Annotated in this window: 14 protein-coding genes; 12 read left to right on the top strand and 2 right to left on the bottom strand. The window is 32.5% G+C overall.

The annotated features are described in order from the left end of the window. Positions 1–27 precede the first annotated feature (27 nt). The 10 genes from rsgA (at position 28) to queA (ending at position 10,182) form a co-directional block, all read left to right on the top strand. Positions 28–1,005 carry a ribosome small subunit-dependent GTPase A gene (gene rsgA, locus AAGV33_RS00865; protein ID WP_373390013.1) on the top strand — a complete coding sequence of 326 codons (978 nt, stop codon included), beginning with the start codon at positions 28–30 and terminating at the stop codon, positions 1,003–1,005. Between the two features lie 33 nt (positions 1,006–1,038). After that, a complete protein-coding gene (dtd, locus tag AAGV33_RS00860) occupies positions 1,039–1,491 on the top strand; it encodes a D-aminoacyl-tRNA deacylase (protein WP_373390012.1) in 453 nt (150 codons plus the stop codon). A gap of 133 nt (positions 1,492–1,624) precedes the next feature. Continuing rightward, the gene (locus tag AAGV33_RS00855) at positions 1,625–4,039 is read left to right on the top strand and encodes an aminotransferase class I/II-fold pyridoxal phosphate-dependent enzyme (protein ID WP_373390011.1); all 2,415 of its coding nucleotides are present in this window, start codon (positions 1,625–1,627) and stop codon (positions 4,037–4,039) included. Positions 4,040–4,073: 34 nt separating this feature from the next. Next, entirely contained in the window at positions 4,074–4,463 is a 390-nt protein-coding gene (locus AAGV33_RS00850; protein WP_373390010.1) for a DUF7793 family protein, read from the top strand. A gap of 39 nt (positions 4,464–4,502) precedes the next feature. Further along, entirely contained in the window at positions 4,503–4,898 is a 396-nt protein-coding gene (locus AAGV33_RS00845) for a DUF7793 family protein (RefSeq protein WP_373390009.1), read from the top strand. A gap of 146 nt (positions 4,899–5,044) precedes the next feature. Continuing rightward, positions 5,045–6,541 (top strand): ATP-binding protein, encoded by a 1,497-nt coding sequence (locus AAGV33_RS00840; protein WP_373390008.1) that lies wholly within the window; start codon positions 5,045–5,047, stop codon positions 6,539–6,541. Positions 6,542–6,606: 65 nt separating this feature from the next. Beyond that, entirely contained in the window at positions 6,607–7,221 is a 615-nt protein-coding gene (locus AAGV33_RS00835) for a transposase (protein ID WP_373390007.1), read from the top strand. A gap of 61 nt (positions 7,222–7,282) precedes the next feature. Continuing rightward, positions 7,283–7,609, top strand: coding sequence for a nucleotide pyrophosphohydrolase (locus AAGV33_RS00830; RefSeq protein WP_035661076.1), 327 nt, complete (start codon positions 7,283–7,285; stop codon positions 7,607–7,609). A gap of 120 nt (positions 7,610–7,729) precedes the next feature. After that, a complete protein-coding gene (gene aroA / locus AAGV33_RS00825) occupies positions 7,730–8,959 on the top strand; it encodes a 3-phosphoshikimate 1-carboxyvinyltransferase (protein WP_373390006.1) in 1,230 nt (409 codons plus the stop codon). 173 nt (positions 8,960–9,132) lie between these two features. Beyond that, positions 9,133–10,182, top strand: coding sequence for a tRNA preQ1(34) S-adenosylmethionine ribosyltransferase-isomerase QueA (gene queA / locus AAGV33_RS00820; protein WP_373390005.1), 1,050 nt, complete (start codon positions 9,133–9,135; stop codon positions 10,180–10,182). Positions 10,183–10,491: 309 nt separating this feature from the next. Here the strand turns inward: queA and AAGV33_RS00815 are convergent, their stop codons facing one another. Next, on the bottom strand, positions 10,492–11,226 hold the full coding sequence (locus AAGV33_RS00815) for an SIMPL domain-containing protein (protein ID WP_373390004.1): 735 nt from the start codon (positions 11,224–11,226) through the stop codon (positions 10,492–10,494). A 146-nt stretch (positions 11,227–11,372) separates the two neighbouring features. Here AAGV33_RS00815 and kynU point away from each other — a divergent pair, with 146 nt between their 5' ends. Next, entirely contained in the window at positions 11,373–12,647 is a 1,275-nt protein-coding gene (gene kynU / locus AAGV33_RS00810) for a kynureninase (RefSeq protein WP_373390003.1), read from the top strand. Positions 12,648–12,715: 68 nt separating this feature from the next. Here the strand turns inward: kynU and AAGV33_RS00805 are convergent, their stop codons facing one another. Continuing rightward, on the bottom strand, positions 12,716–14,533 hold the full coding sequence (locus AAGV33_RS00805) for a hypothetical protein (protein WP_373390002.1): 1,818 nt from the start codon (positions 14,531–14,533) through the stop codon (positions 12,716–12,718). A gap of 291 nt (positions 14,534–14,824) precedes the next feature. On the opposite strand from AAGV33_RS00805, the gene AAGV33_RS00800 reads away from it, so the two are divergent. Then, positions 14,825–16,165 (top strand): FAD-dependent oxidoreductase, encoded by a 1,341-nt coding sequence (locus tag AAGV33_RS00800; RefSeq protein WP_373390001.1) that lies wholly within the window; start codon positions 14,825–14,827, stop codon positions 16,163–16,165. Positions 16,166–16,283: the final 118 nt, after the last annotated feature.

Raw genomic sequence — 16,283 nt, 5'->3', positions numbered from 1 at the left:
CTTTAAACAAAAAATTATCTTTGCAGTATGACAGGAATCGTTTATAAATCTACAGGGAGTTGGTACACCGTAAAATCAGAACAAGGTGATTTTATGGAATGCCGTATGAAAGGGAAGTTTCGCATTAAAGGTATAAAAAGCACCAATCCTATTGCTGTGGGCGATGTGGTAGATTATGAATTGGATGAATCCTCAGATGTTGTTACGGGGACTATTCATAATATTCATGAAAGGAAGAATTATATTGTTCGGAAATCAGTGAATTTGTCACATCAAATGCACATTATAGCAGCTAATATTGACTGTGTGTTTTTGTTAATCACAGTAAATAATCCACCCACGACTTTTAATTTTATCGACCGATTTTTAGTTACTGCTGAGGCATACGGAATTGAAACTGTTTTAGTTTTTAATAAAATTGACACTTTTAATGAGGCTACCCTTGATGAACAGTTGTATATGCAACATGTATATCAAAATATTGGATATAAATGTCTACGTGTTTCTTCAACTGAGAAGAAAGGGGTTGATGAATTAAGAGAGCTAATGATTGATAAGGTAAGTATGTTTTCTGGACATTCTGGAGTAGGAAAATCCACTTTAGTGAATGCATTAGAGCCCACTTTAGACCTAAAAACAAAACAAATTTCTGAAGCTAGTAAACAAGGGCAACATACCACTACTTTTGCCGAAATGTATGATTTGTCTTTTGGTGCCCGAATAATTGATACTCCAGGTATCAAGGGTTTTGGAATTGTAGATATGGAAAAAGAGGAAATTAGTAGTTATTTCCCAGAATTTTTTAAATTAAAAGACCAGTGTAAATTCAATAACTGCCTACATAAAGAAGAACCTAAATGTGCAGTAAAAACGGCTTTGGAAAATGATGAAATCGCATGGTCTCGATACAATAGTTATTTAAAAATCTTGGAAGGAGATGACGAACATTATCGCACTGATATTTACGACGACGATCGAAAACAAAGTGATGAACTAAGAAGCTAATTAATCATTTATAATTAATAATTCACCATTATTTTGAGGGTTGTTATTCAAAGAGTTACCGAAGCTTCTGTTACTATCGAAAATAAAATTGTCGCTTCAATCGAAAAAGGTTTGTTAATTCTTGTAGGTATTGAAGACGCCGATACACAAGAAGACATTGATTGGTTAGTTGCTAAAATTGCTAAAATTCGCATTTTTGGTGATGAAAATAATGTTATGAATCTATCCGTTCAAGATATTGATGGTGATATAATTGTAGTGAGTCAGTTTACACTTCATGCTGGCACTAAAAAAGGAAATAGACCTTCATACATAAAAGCATCCAAACCTGAAATTGCTATTCCACTGTATGAAAATTTTGTTCAAAAACTACAATTAGAAATTGGCAAAAAAGTTCAAACTGGTGAATTTGGTGCTGATATGAAAGTCAGTTTGCTTAATGATGGGCCTGTAACCATCTTGATGGATAGCAAAAACAAAGAATAGTATTTTGTAATACTATTTTATTTCTACAAGTATACATGTTTGCCCATTTTTTTATTCTGTTTTATTTTCTAAATTTGAGCATACTGCTAGCATTGATTCCGGTATGTTTTAATTCCTCAATAAATTCTGAATTTTGGCAAAAATAAATCATAATAATTACTTAGATGTTGTAGATAATGTTTGGACTTCTGCCAAAGAAAAAGGAATTATGCATATTAATTCTGAAGAACAAAGTTTTAATGGAGAAAAATTTACCATTAAAGGCAGAGATTTAATAAATTTTGGAACTTGTGGCTATTTAGGCTTAGAAACGCATCCAGATTTAATAGCTAATTCCATGGAATTGACTAAAAAATTTGGAACACAATTATCGATGTCCAGAGCATACATTCGTCCTACATATATACAGGAATTGGAGGAATTAATGTCCCAAGTATTTGATGGAAACAAAGTTATTTGTTATACTTCAACTTCAAATGCGCATATTTCGGTTATTGCTACTATTATCAAATCAAACGATTTAATAATACTCGATCAACAAGTACATTTTAGCGTGCAATTTCCTTGTAAAAACATGAAATTGCAAGGGACTGAGGTTAAAATGGTAAAACACTCTAATTATGAAATGTTAGAGGAAATGATTCGTGAAAACTACAATAAATACAACCGTATTTGGTATATGGCAGACGGTGTGTATTCGATGCATGGCGATTTACCTGATACTGTTATTTTGAAAAAATTATTGGATAAATACCCAAAACTACATTTGTATTTTGATGACGCACATGGAATGAGTTGGGATGGAAAAAATGGAGCAGGATATATTTACGACCGATTAGGAGTGAATGAACGCATTGTTTTAATATCAACACTTGCTAAAGGTTTTGGTTGTGTGGGAGGAACAGCCATTTTTGCAGATTCAGAAATGTATCGAAGAACAGACGTTTTTGGAGGCCCGTTAAGTTATTCTCACCCATTATCTCCAGCCAATGTTGGAGCAGCAATTGCTTCTGCAAAAATTCATTTATCTAATGATATTTATACTTATCAATCTGAATTAAAAGAATTAATGAGTTATATGGATGGGAAATTGAAAGAAAAAAATCTCACCAATATTTCTTCACCAGATTCACCTATTTATTTTATTGGAAGTGGGTTAAATAAGGTAACGCGTAATTTTGTACATCGCATTTTACAAGAAGGAATTTATGTAAATACTGCTACATTTCCGGTGGTTCCTAATGATAAATCGGGTTTGCGATTTACATTGACCCGCCACAATACAAAATCGGATATAGATTTACTGACGGATGCCATGGCGTATCATTTACCTAAAGCTATCGAAGAAGAAGGCGATAATGTTGAGAGAGTGTACACGGAATTTGGATTCCATTTGCCAAAAAATGAAAATAATTTACAGATTGAACCAATAAATAATTTGAACTTAGTTGTTGAAGAATATACAACGATTCAGGATATAAATGCTACAGATTGGGATTTAATGTTTAAGGATAGAGGAAATATTAGCCATTCAGGAATGCAAGCTATGGAAGAAATATTTTCTAATAATGATAAACCAGAAGAGAATTGGAGTTTTCATTATATTATAATTAAAGACAAAAATGGTAAATTAGTTTTAGCTACATTTTTTACTGGAGCAATTTATAAAGACGATATAGTAGCGCAAGAAAATGTTTCAAAACAAATAGAAGAAATACGCCAGAACGATCCTTATTATCTATGTTCAAAAACCTTAGCAATGGGATCACTTTTTTGTGAAGGGGATTTTATTTATCTAGATATTGAACATTCTGAATGGAGAAAATCAGTCAATCATTTATTTGATTTTGTTTCGAAAGTAAAAAAAGATATTGAGGCGACAGCGGTAATTTTTAGAGATTTTGATGAAGGTCATGTTTTAAGCCAAATCATAGAAGATGAAGGTTATGCTAAAATGCGAATGCCGAATACTAATATTATCAAGAATCCTAAGTGGGAAACTACTAATGATTTGATGGCATTGATAAAGTCTAAGAAAAAACGAGATAATATTAAGCAATATGCAATTAGACATTTGGAGAAGTTTGATGTTAAAATCAAAAATCAAATAACAGATGAGGAGGCAATTCAATATTTTGATTTATTTGAAAACGTTAAAAAGAACAATTACGCATTCAACTTTTTTCAATATCCTAAAAAGATTGCTAAAGTTCTATCTAAATATGACGAGTGGGAATTTATTGAAATTAGTCTAAAAGAAAATAATCATGTTGTTGCTGTTGTTTATGGCTGTATAGGGGATGATCATTACTGTCCTATAATTGTTGGATTAGATTATAATTATATTGAAACACATCAGATTTATAAACAAGCCATGTTCCAAATGGTGAAAAGAGGAAATGATTTAAACAAAAAAACAACTTATTTAGGCTTGACGGCTGATTTTGAAAAGCAAAAATATTTAGCTTTGACAGTTCCTGTATGGGCTTATCTAAAAGTTGACGAAACCTATAACTTAGAATTAATTGAATCCTATTCAAATATATAATCGAATAATTAAGAGAAAAAAATACATATTGAATATGAAAGAAGTAGAGAATGATTTTATTAAATTTTGGATAGAAGGTGGTATTCTATATTCTCAATTTAAAAAACCAACCATTGTTAATATCGAAAATATAAAGATATTAATTGACTTACGAACTGAGATATCGGATGGTGAGAAACAATATTGGTGTTATGATTTTAAAGGAATCGAATCTTATGATAAAGAAGCGCGTGATTATGCCGAAATATATGGTCAGGAATATTTATATGCATGTGCGGCAGTATTCAATTCTCATATTGCAAAATTTACTCTGAATACTTTTATGATATTGAAAAAACCTGTTATTCCATTAAAAGGGTTTGTTCAAAAAAGTGATGCGGTTAATTGGCTAAATGAAATAAAGAAAAAAAAGGAACAACTTTAATTCATTTAATTTCAATATTTGATTAAGAGTAATAAGAGTATGAAAGAAAATACTATTAAGAAACAATGTATTGAATTTTGGTTTGAAAATGATATTTTAATGTCGAAATTCGAAAAAAATACTGAATTAGATCTCACAAATATCAAAGAAGTAATTAAGATAAGGGAAGAAATTTCTCGAGGAGAAAAACAATATTGGTTGTATGATTTAAGAAATGTGAAGAATATGACTAAAGAAGCTCGCGATTATGCCGATCAATATGGACAAGATTATTTGCATGCTGTTGCTGTTTTGGTAAATTCTCATATCACAAAATTTATTTTTAATTCTTATTTAAAATTAAAAAAACCGATTATGCCTTTTCAAGTTTTTGCTGATGCAGACAAAGCAATTGATTGGTTATTAGCTGTTAAAGTAAATATGGAAAAATTGTGATGTAATTTTTTTTATTTAATAATATTGATAACTATATCTTTTAAAAGATATTTCTTATATTTACTCCCTTATTCGTAATAATTGTTTTACTTTTCCGTTAAAGAGCAAAACGGCTTAATAATTCACGAAATTCAATATAAAATACGATGTCTAAACTAGAAAAAATATTAGCCCTAGTACGCTCCATAAACGAAGATGAGTTTCAGGAGCAGCTTACTCGTGGAGATAGTTTAGATGATGTTTATGAAGAATTAATGTTTTTAGCCGAAAAAATTGAATCAAAAAAGAGAAGAACTGCCATAATTGTAGAACATATATCCAATTGTTTTGCAGGAGATTTTTTTAATTATTTGCCAATTTCAGAAGCACATGACGAATTAGACGTTTTTTGTATGGGTTTCAATACTTATATCGAAGAGTTGAAAGCGGCAATGGTTTCCAAAAAATTAGTGGAAACTATCAACGAAAAATTAGTGGACGAAAAAGAACGTTCAGAACAATTAGCCTTGTCAAGAGACCATTTCTTGTCTAATGTGAGTCACGAAATCCGGACGCCACTTAATGGTGTTTTAGGATTTACAAGCTTACTGCTAGATAGTACTCCATTAAATGCCGAACAAAAGAGTCAATTAGAATACATCAAAATGTCAGGAGATATTTTGCTAGTAATTATTAATGATATCTTAGATCTTGCTAAAATGGAATCAAAACAAGTTGATTTTTTGAACAAACCATTTAATTTGAATCAATTAACCCGATTGGTGCACGAGACATTTGCGATAAAAGCCCAGCAAAAAGAAATAGATTTTAAGATTTCTATTGATAAAGAATTACCCACTGTTTTAAATGGCGATTCGGTTAGAATTACCCAAATCTTATTTAATTTAATTAGTAATTCGATCAAATTTACGCCAGCAAAAGGTAAAATTAGATTAAAAATTAAATTTCAAGACGAAGAAGATGATTTTTATATTGTCAAAATTACTGTAAGAGATTCTGGAATAGGAATTCCTGCGGATAAATTACCAAAAATTTTCGTCCCTTTTGCACAACTTGAAGATGTTTCAGGCACAGGTTTAGGACTGACTATTATCAAGAAGATTGTTGATATTATGAAAGGTGATATTCAGGTAAAAAGTGAAGAAGGTGTTGGAACTAAGTTTAGTGTAGTACTTCCTTTTCCTAAGAATGATTATTATTTTTCTGTTTCCAAATCATTACTCGATAAAGAACAAAATACTCCAGATCCAGTTAATAAAGACAGAAGAATTAGAGTATTGTTAGCTGAGGATAATCGTATCAATCAAATTTTGGTCCAAAAAGTATTGTCAAAATTTGATATGGATTGTGTGGCCGTAGCTAATGGAAAATTGGCTGTTGATGCCGTTGTTCAGGAAGATTTTGATTTGGTTTTAATGGACTTGATGATGCCTGTAATGAACGGCTACGAAGCTACTTCTGCTATTCGTAGTTTAAGAAATCACGCTAAGAAAAACATTCCTATTATTGCCTTATCAGCAGTAGTAACCGCTTCGGTTACAGATGCCTGTAAAGCGGTTGGTGTTGATCAATATATCTCTAAACCTTTTGATTCTGATGAGCTGTATCGTGTGATGATGGACTTGCTTAAAAAAGATAGTTGATGTTTTAATTCTAACCCTATCAGGGTTTTAAACCCTGATAGGGTTAGAGTATAAATTAGAAAAACATGGAAGTAAAAGATCCCATTCTTTACGGAAATTACTATCACATCTATAATAGAGGCAATAATGGTATTGATGTTTTTTTGGATAACGACAGCTATTATCATTTTCTTCGATTGTATGCTAAATATATTGAGCCTGTTGCCGAAACCTATGCTTGGTGTTTACTTAAAAATCATTTTCATATCTTAGTGCGAATCAAAGAAAAAGTTGAAGTAGATGAAAACGAGTTAACTTATACAACTACTGAAAAACCAAAAGGGATTGATCCTTCAAGACAGTTTTCGCATTTGTTTAATGCTTATACCCAAGCAATCAACAAGCGGCATAATAGAACAGGCTGTTTATTTGAGAATGTTTTTGAAAGGAAATTAATATCTTCGGAGCGCTATTTTCAACAATTGATTTTTTACATTCATAATAATCCAGTGCAGCATGGTTTTGTAAAACAAATGAGTTTGTATCCTTGGTCATCTTATGAAACTATTATTTCGGATAAACCCACGCGCTTGAAGCGAGAGGAAGTTTTAAACTTATTTGGAAACAAAGAGGATTTTTTGGAGTATCATAATCAGCAACAAGATTTAAAAGAAATTACTAATTTAAAAATAGAAAAATAATCAAACCCAACCTAACCCTAGTAGGGTTTAAAAAATAAAGATTAAAAAAACACAAAGAAACATGAATCTAAAAAACGCTCAATTAGACGTAGATACCTGGATAAAAGAACACGGTGTTCGTTATTTTAATGAATTGACTAATATGGCTCAGCTTACTGAAGAAGTAGGCGAGGTAGCCCGAATTATTGCACGTCGTTATGGAGAACAATCAGAAAAAGAAAGTGATAAAAATAAAGATTTAGGAGAAGAACTTGCCGATGTAGTTTTTGTGGTTTTATGTTTAGCAAACCAAACTGGAATCGATTTACAAGCCGCCTTCGATAAAAAAATGGATTTAAAATCCGTTCGTGATAAAGACCGTCACAAAAACAATGAAAAATTGAAATAATTATCAGTTCTGAATTATGAATTGTGAATTGCGAGTGGTAAATTGCGCCCTCAAATTATTGGTATTAAAAGTCATCGACAATAACTGATAGTTTACAATTCATAACTAATAATTTAAAAAATGAATTTACTTCTACAAGCTACCAATTCTAAGCTAAATGCTAAAATAGCAGTTACAGGATCTAAAAGTGAAACCAATAGATTGTTGTTGTTAAAAGCGTTGTTCCCTAATATAACTTTGGCTAATACTTCAAATTCTGATGACAGCGAAGTAATGCAGATGGCATTGAGTGGAAATGAAGAAGTGGTAGATATTCATCACGCAGGAACAGCAATGCGTTTTCTTACGGCTTATTTTGCTGTAAAAGAAGGTCGCGAAGTGGTGTTAACAGGTTCTAGCCGTATGCAAGAGCGTCCTGTGAAAATTTTAGTAGAAGCTTTACGTCAATTAGGAGCTGATATTTCTTTTCTGAAAGAAGAAGGATATCCGCCAATAAAAATTAAAGGACAAAAAATCACGCAATCTAAAGTAACGATGGCTGCTAATGTAAGTAGTCAGTATATTTCGGCTTTATTGTTAGTGGCTCCAAAATTAGAAAGTGGTATCGAATTGACATTAGAAGGAGAAATCACCTCTATTCCTTATATCAAAATGACTTTGGCTTTGCTAAATGATTTGGATATCCAAACTAGTTTTGAAGGAAATATAATTAAGGTTTTGCCAAAGCATGAAGTGGAATCGAAAGTAATGACGGTGGAATCTGACTGGAGTTCGGCTTCTTACTTTTTTAGTTTAGCAGCTTTGTCTGATGAAGCTAGTATTTCATTAACCAGTTACAAACAATCTAGTTTACAAGGCGATTCAGCTTTAGTTTCTATTTATAAAGAAATGGGTGTAGAAACTCAGTTTAACGACGGTACCATCACTTTGACTAAAACTAAAAAGTTCAAAAACAACGATGTGACTTTCGATTTGAATAATACGCCAGATATTGCTCAAACCATTGTGGTTACTTGTCTTGGTTTAGGAATTGGTTGTCATCTTACAGGTCTTCATACGTTGAAAATTAAAGAAACAGACCGATTAGAAGCCTTAAGAATTGAATTAAGTAAACTAGGTGCGAATATTTCTGTAACAAATGATAGTCTGACTCTTGTGGCTACTTCAGAGATTAATTCGAATATAAAAATCGGAACGTATAATGATCACCGAATGGCGATGGCTTTTGCTCCATTAGCATTAAAAGTGCCAATAATTATCGAAAATGCCGATGTAGTTTCTAAATCTTATCCTGATTTTTGGGATGATATGGAGAAATTAGGCTATAAAGTCTCCGATTTAGTAGGTTAGAACTTTTGGTTACGTCCTTAAAACATTGACACTTTGAGGTTTTGTTGTTTTAATTTCAAATTAAACAGCAAAACACTTGACAACGCCTATCTCACAATCGTATATTTGCACCCGATTATAATACTAAGGATCAAAACTTAGGTCTTATAACTCATAACTTATAACTTTTTAGAATGAAATTATCACATTTTCAATTTGATTTACCTAAAGAACTTCTTGCAGAATTTCCTGCAGAGAATAGAGATGAAGCTCGTTTAATGGTTATTGATCGTAAAAAACAAACTATCGAACACAAAATGTTCAAAGATGTTATCGATTATTTTGACGATGGAGATGTAATGATTTTGAATAATACCAAAGTTTTTCCTGCTCGTTTATACGGAAATAAAGAAAAAACTGGAGCAAGAATCGAAGTATTTTTGTTGAGAGAATTAAATGCTGAACAACGTCTTTGGGATGTTTTAGTAGATCCAGCTCGTAAAATCAGAATCGGGAATAAATTATATTTTGGTGATGACGATTCATTAGTGGCTGAGGTTATTGATAACACTACTTCTCGTGGTAGAACGTTGCGTTTTCTTTACGATGGTTCTTACGAAGAATTTAGAAATAAATTGACTGAACTTGGAGAAACTCCAATTCCTAAATACATCAATAGAGAGGTTACACCAGAAGATGCTGAGCGTTACCAAACGATTTATGCTAAAGAAGAAGGAGCTGTTGCAGCACCAACTGCAGGACTGCACTTCTCTAAGCATTTATTAAAAAAATTAGAAATAAAAGGAGTAAACTTTGCCGAAGTAACGCTTCACGTAGGTTTAGGAACTTTTAATCCAGTTGAGGTAGAAGATTTGTCTAAGCATAAAATGGATTCTGAAGAATTAAAAATTACTCAGGAAGCTTGTGATATTGTTAATGAAGCTAAAGTAAAAAGAAAACGTATTTGTGCTGTAGGAACTACTTCTATGCGTGCTATTGAAAGTTCAGTTTCTTCACATAACACCTTAAATCCATTTGAAGGATGGACTAATAAGTTTATCTTTCCTCCACATGATTTTAGCGTAGCAACTTGTATGATTACTAACTTTCATACTCCAAAATCAACTTTATTGATGATGATTTCAGCATTTTGTGGACACGATTTAATGAAAAAAGCATACGAAGAAGCCATCAAAGAAAAGTATAAATTCTATTCTTATGGTGATGCAATGTTAATTATCTAATTATTTACTGTTAAAGGTTAATTCAATAAAAAAAACTCGTCAGCAATGGCGAGTTTTTTTGTTTAGTGGCATGTTCGCCGTGGCGAATCTGGATGAACACAAAAAATGTCGAGTTAGAAAAAAAATACCTCAGAGAACGCTAAGTTTTTTATCCTTAGCTTTTATAAAAAGCCAAAGTTCTCAAAGCTTTGTATTGTCTTAGCTTTGCGAACTTTGTGCTTTTAGAAGTACATTCTTAGATGAAAATCTTTGCGTTCTTTGCGGTAAAAAATAATTAGAGCGTATTTTTCTGTAAATATCAGAACCAAATTAATCTACTTGATATACCAGTTTTACAGTAATAGTAGCCGTTTTGTTTTTAGATTGGGTGTTGAAAGAACCACCGTAAGAATAATCTTCAGATGAATTTTGACCAATAATCTGGAAAACACCCATATCTGATTTTTTTAAATTTCCTAAATCAGCATCCGCATTTTCGGCAATGCTTTTGGCTCTGGTACTAGCATCTTTTGTAGCTTCGGCAATCATTTTTATTTTTAATTCAGCCAATTTTGTATAATAATATTCCGGTGCACTAGAGTAAAATTCGATACCAGAATTGATTAATTCACTAGATTGTCTGGATAGTTCTTCAATTTTATTAACCTCTTTAGATTGTATGCTCACGCTTTGGGTTAAGGTAAATCCTGTAAATAGATTTTGTCTCAACGTTCCATTTTCGTTGTATGTAGTCTCATAGTCTTTATTGAAATTGACTGCCGAAAAGACAATTTCATTTGAAGAAATTCCTTTGCTGGACAAGTAACTTTTAATTTTATCTCTATCGGCATCTAATGAGGCATAAGCTTCTTTTAAAGTGCTGCTTTTTCGAGAAAAAGAACCATTCCATACAATTAAATCAGAAACAAAATCGGTTTTTCCTAAACCCGTTACGCTTATGGTATCGGCACTTTTATTTCGATTTTGAAACGCATTCGAAAATAAGTAAGCCGATGTTACCATCGCAATTGCAATAATAATGACATTGATGTTGTTTTTAACCATGACCAAATATTTTAGATTCAATCAAATATAATCAATAAGAAATTACAATGTAATAATTTAACTGCATTTTTGTTTTTCAAGGAATCCTTTATGATTTAGTTTTTTCTTTTTTAATTACTTTTACAAAACAAAATGCAAACTACATTATGATTTTCGAAAACACCAGAGCTTTCGCCCAACAATTAGATTCGCAGGATACTTTACATCACTATAGAGACGAATTTTATTTTCCAAAAGTGAATGATAAAGATGTTATTTATTTTACTGGAAATTCATTAGGCTTACAGCCAAAACGTACCAAAGCCTATATTGACGAAATCATGAACGATTGGGCAAATCTTGCGGTTGAAGGTCATTTTTATGCCGAAAAACCATGGTGGGATTATCAGGAACGTTTTGCAGAACCATTGAGTAAAATTGTAGGTGCTAAACCGCTTGAAGTTACGGTAATGAATACGCTTACGGTGAATCTTCATTTATTGATGGTTTCTTTTTACCGACCTACAAAATCCAGATTTAAGATTATTTGCGAAGAAAAAGCCTTTCCTTCGGATCAATATATGTTTCAAAGTCAGGTCGATTTTCACGGTCTAAAACCCGAAGAAGTAATCGTTGAGGTCAAACGACGCGAAGGTGAACACAATATTCGAACGGAAGATGTTATTGCCAAAATTAACGAAGTAGGAGACGAATTGGCTTTGGTTTTAATTGGCGGTGTGAATTATTACACAGGACAGGTTTTTGATATGAAAACCATTACCGCTGCAGGACATCAAGTAGGATCTTATGTGGGTTGGGATTTAGCGCATGCAGCAGGAAATATTAAATTAGAATTACACGATTGGAATGTAGATTTTGCTGCCTGGTGCAGTTATAAATACATGAATTCAGGACCTGGAAATGCTTCCGGTTGTTTTGTTCACGAAAAGCATCATAACACAGCGTTACCAAGATTTGCGGGTTGGTGGGGGCATAATAAAGAACGTCGTTTTAAAATGGAACCTGCTTTTGATCCTATTCAAGGTGCCGACGGTTGGCAAATTAGTAATTTACCCGTTTTGTCTTTAGCTCCTTATTTGGCTTCGGTAGAAATGTTTGCCGAAATAGGAATGGATGCGTTGATTGAAAAAAGAGACCGAATTACAGCTTATTTAACATTTATTCTTGGCGAAATTGACAAGGAAGTAAGTAGCAGTTTTGAAATTATTACACCTTCAAACCCAGCTGAAAGAGCCAGTCAATTATCCGTTTTTTTGCATGGTGAAGGGCGTAGTTTATTTGATTATTTAATGAAAAATGGCGTAATTACTGATTGGAGAGAACCTAATGTAATTCGTCTTGCGCCAGTTCCTTTATATTGTTCTTTTGAAGATATGTACAATTTTGGGCAAATATTAAAAAGAGGAATTTTAGAGAAATAAATAAAATTTTTAGCCACGAATTCACGAATGATTTGTATTTATTCGTGAATTCGTGGCTTTTTTTTAGGTTAAGCTATTTCTAATTTGGGGATTTCAATAGATTGTAATTCATTTTTATGGTTTTCGAATTGGCTAATGACTTCTTTTTTGATTGTTTCAAAATCAGGAACACTGGCGAACAAATTTTGATAATATGCGATTCCTTCTAAAAGATTGCTCTTAAAAGATTCTAGTTTTTTAGTTTTAGCATTATTTATTTCATGGCTAATGGCTTGAATGTCATTTTTCAAATAGTCGATATACATTTTTAGTTCTTTTACAAAAAAATGAGGACGATTCGTATTTCTCAATACTGAGGTATTTCCATAAATATGCTGAACCATTTTAGAAAGCGAAACTTCTTGATCAAAATAAGCCATATTAGGTCCAGGGCAGATCACTACTCCTTGATCTTGTCCTTTTATTTTGATATTATTTTCCAAATAAGAAGCATTGGCTAAACCAACACAAAGACATGATTTTTCGGTAATGCTTTGTTTTGCTCTTTCAAAAATTTCTATCGAAAAATTATTTTTATTGGCTTCTAATTCTTCCAGTTTTCCATCTTGGTATTTTTTTGAAGCGGTACAAATTCCATTGCCTTGAGCATCTTTGTTTAATGCTAAGAATTTTTTAGGACAAGAACTTCCCGCTTTGCTTTCCTGAATTCGTTTTTGTTTTATTATTTCGTTTGTAGTTCCTCTCAAAGTATTAAAAGGGACTCCCAAAGGAGAAATATGACTTAAATACAAATCCTTTTCTTTAGCATTAATCAATAAATCACGAGTGACTTGGTCTACCGAAGTGGCTTCTGGAACCAATAAAAAAGGAGTTCCCCAGCCTACAGAATCGGCTTGGTAATAATCCAATAAAAATTCATGCTCTTCTGAAGTTCCTACTCCGCCTTGAACCGTAATTTTTAAATCTAATGGTTGTTCTGGAATTAATTTTCCTTTTTGTTCTAAAGCTTTCACCATTAATTCATGAGCCGATTGAACAAGTTGTTCTTTCTTTTGTTTGAATTCTTCCATTATCGGGCCTAATAAAAGACCTTCAGTAGCAAAAGCATGTCCACCACAATTTAATCCCGATTCGATGCGGTATTCCGAAACCCAAAGTCCTTTTTTGGCTAAAAAATTTCCTTGTATCATTGCCGAACGAAAGTCGCTTACTTTTAAGGTAATTTTCTTTTTTAAATGGTTGTTTTCATCAGGAAAAAAAGCATCGAAATTTTCAAAATAGCTGTACAATCTCGGATTCATTCCCGCCGAAAGTACAAGAGACGAATTCACAGTACTATTAGCAAAACCTCGAAGTGCGGCGTGGGCATCATTAAAAATAACAGGCAATTGTTGGTTATTTTCGAAATTATCTTTGTCTAATTTGGTCATAATGTTGACATCAATTGCACCAGCTGATAAATGTTTTTCAACATAACTTTTGATGTTTTCTTTCCAATGGAATCCTTCGTCAATAAAGGATTGTAGTCCTTTTTTGATTTCGGATTTGTTGGGCAACATAGCAATATAGTTTTCTACAGCTTCTCTGCTTTCGACTAATTCACTTTTAAAATTTTCAAATTTTTCCTTTACAATTTTGTCCACTAAATTCAAATAAGACGTAATGCGTTTGGCTCTGTAATCGGATACTTTTTGAGATATTTCCTGATATGGAAGATTGAATTTTTGATGATAAAAAGCATTCATTTTCTCAATCAATTCATCATCGGCAATCGAAATTACCGAAGAAATTCCATAGTGCGCCACACGAATAGGACTGTCTATAGTGTACGCTAATCCCATCACTGGAATATGGAAGCTATGTAAGGAGTTAGGATTTTTTGTCATTTTATACATTCATTATAATTAGTGCAAAGTTTGTAAAAAGCATTGGCTTAAAAACTGATAAATATCATATCGGGTTTTGAGATCTCGACTTATTTTTGATATTTTAGTATCAAAACAAAATAGGCAACAAAATTTTGAGTTAGAGTATTTGTGCATTTTCGAAAGTTCAAAATGTGATGGAAATAGTAATTGTACAACAAAAAAGCGCTGAAGTTCAAGTAAAAACTGAGGCTATTGGGCGCTGTTCAAATAATAAATCAGTAATTTTGCCTAACTTTTTATAAAACAAAAATGCAAACTCCCAAAAAAATAGCGGTAGTCGGTTCTGGATTAGTAGGTTCGCTATTGGCTATTTACTTAAAAAAAGCAGGACACACGGTTCATATTTATGATAGAAGTCCGGATATTAGGAAAATAGAATTTTCGGGTCGTTCTATTAATTTAGCAATGTCAAACCGTGGTTGGAAAGCATTGGATGGTGTTGGAGTAGGCGATGCTGTTAGAGAAATTGCCATTCCAATGGACAAACGAGCGATTCATCTTGTGGATAGTCTAAAGTTTCAAAATTACGGGCAAGAAGGAGAATCTATTTATTCGATTTCCAGAGGAACTTTAAATAGGAAAATGATTGATCTTGCTGAGCAAGCGGGTGCCGAATTTTTCTTCGAACAGAAGATTTGGGATGTTACTTTGTCAACTGCGACTTTACATATTGGAGAAACCGAAAGAGGAGAGTGGGAAGAGCTAAAATACGATATGGTTTTTGGTGCTGATGGTGCTTTTTCAAGAATTCGTCATCGCATGCAACGCCAGAGTATGTTTAATTATTCTCAGGAATTTTTGAATCTTGGATACAAGGAATTAAATATTCCTGCTAATGCGGATGGTTCTCATAAATTAGATAAGTATTCTTTTCATATTTGGCCGCGAGGCGAATACATGTTAATTGCTTTGCCTAATCTGGACGGCAGTTTTACCTGCACTTTATTTATGCCTTTTGAAGGAGAAAATTCATTTGCTTCATTAAAAGACAGAAAAGAAGTAGAAGTTTTCTTCGAAAAAAACTTTCCAGATTCTATAGAGGTAATTCCAAATTTAGCGGAAGATTTCTTTAAAAATCCTACCAGTACTTTGGTAACAATGAAATGTTTTCCTTGGACTTATGAAGATAAAGTGGCTTTGATAGGCGATGCTTGTCACGCCATTGTTCCGTTTTACGGACAAGGAATGAATGCTGGTTTTGAGGATATAACGGTGCTTTATGAAATGATTTTAGAGTATGGCGAAGATTGGGAGCGTATTTTTTCGGAATATCAAAAATCACGTAAACCCAATGCGGATGCTATTGCCGAACTTTCATATCGAAACTTTATGGAAATGAGTTCTAAAACGGCTGACGATAAATTTTTGTTACAAAAGAAAATTGAAAAATGGTTTTCAGAAAAACATCCCGATAAATGGATTCCGTTGTACAGTAGAGTAACTTTCAGCGATCGTCCTTATGTGGAAGCTTTGGCTATTGGCGACTTTCAAAACACGATTATGGAAGAAGTTTTAAAAACAGATAACATAGAAACGATTTGGAATAGTGCTGCTGTAGAAAATAAAATTTTAGAATTGCTGCAAAAATAATTTCAATGACAATGTCAATAGCAATGCAATGACAATTTGGAATGAATATTTAAAAAAAACCGTAATTTTTTATTGCGAGGAACGAAGCAATCTCATTCAGTACTAAGCATAGTTTTTC

This window comes from Flavobacterium magnesitis, assembly GCF_041729735.1.
Taxonomy (GTDB): domain Bacteria; phylum Bacteroidota; class Bacteroidia; order Flavobacteriales; family Flavobacteriaceae; genus Flavobacterium; species Flavobacterium magnesitis.
This window is presented reverse-complemented; position numbering and strand designations above follow the sequence as displayed.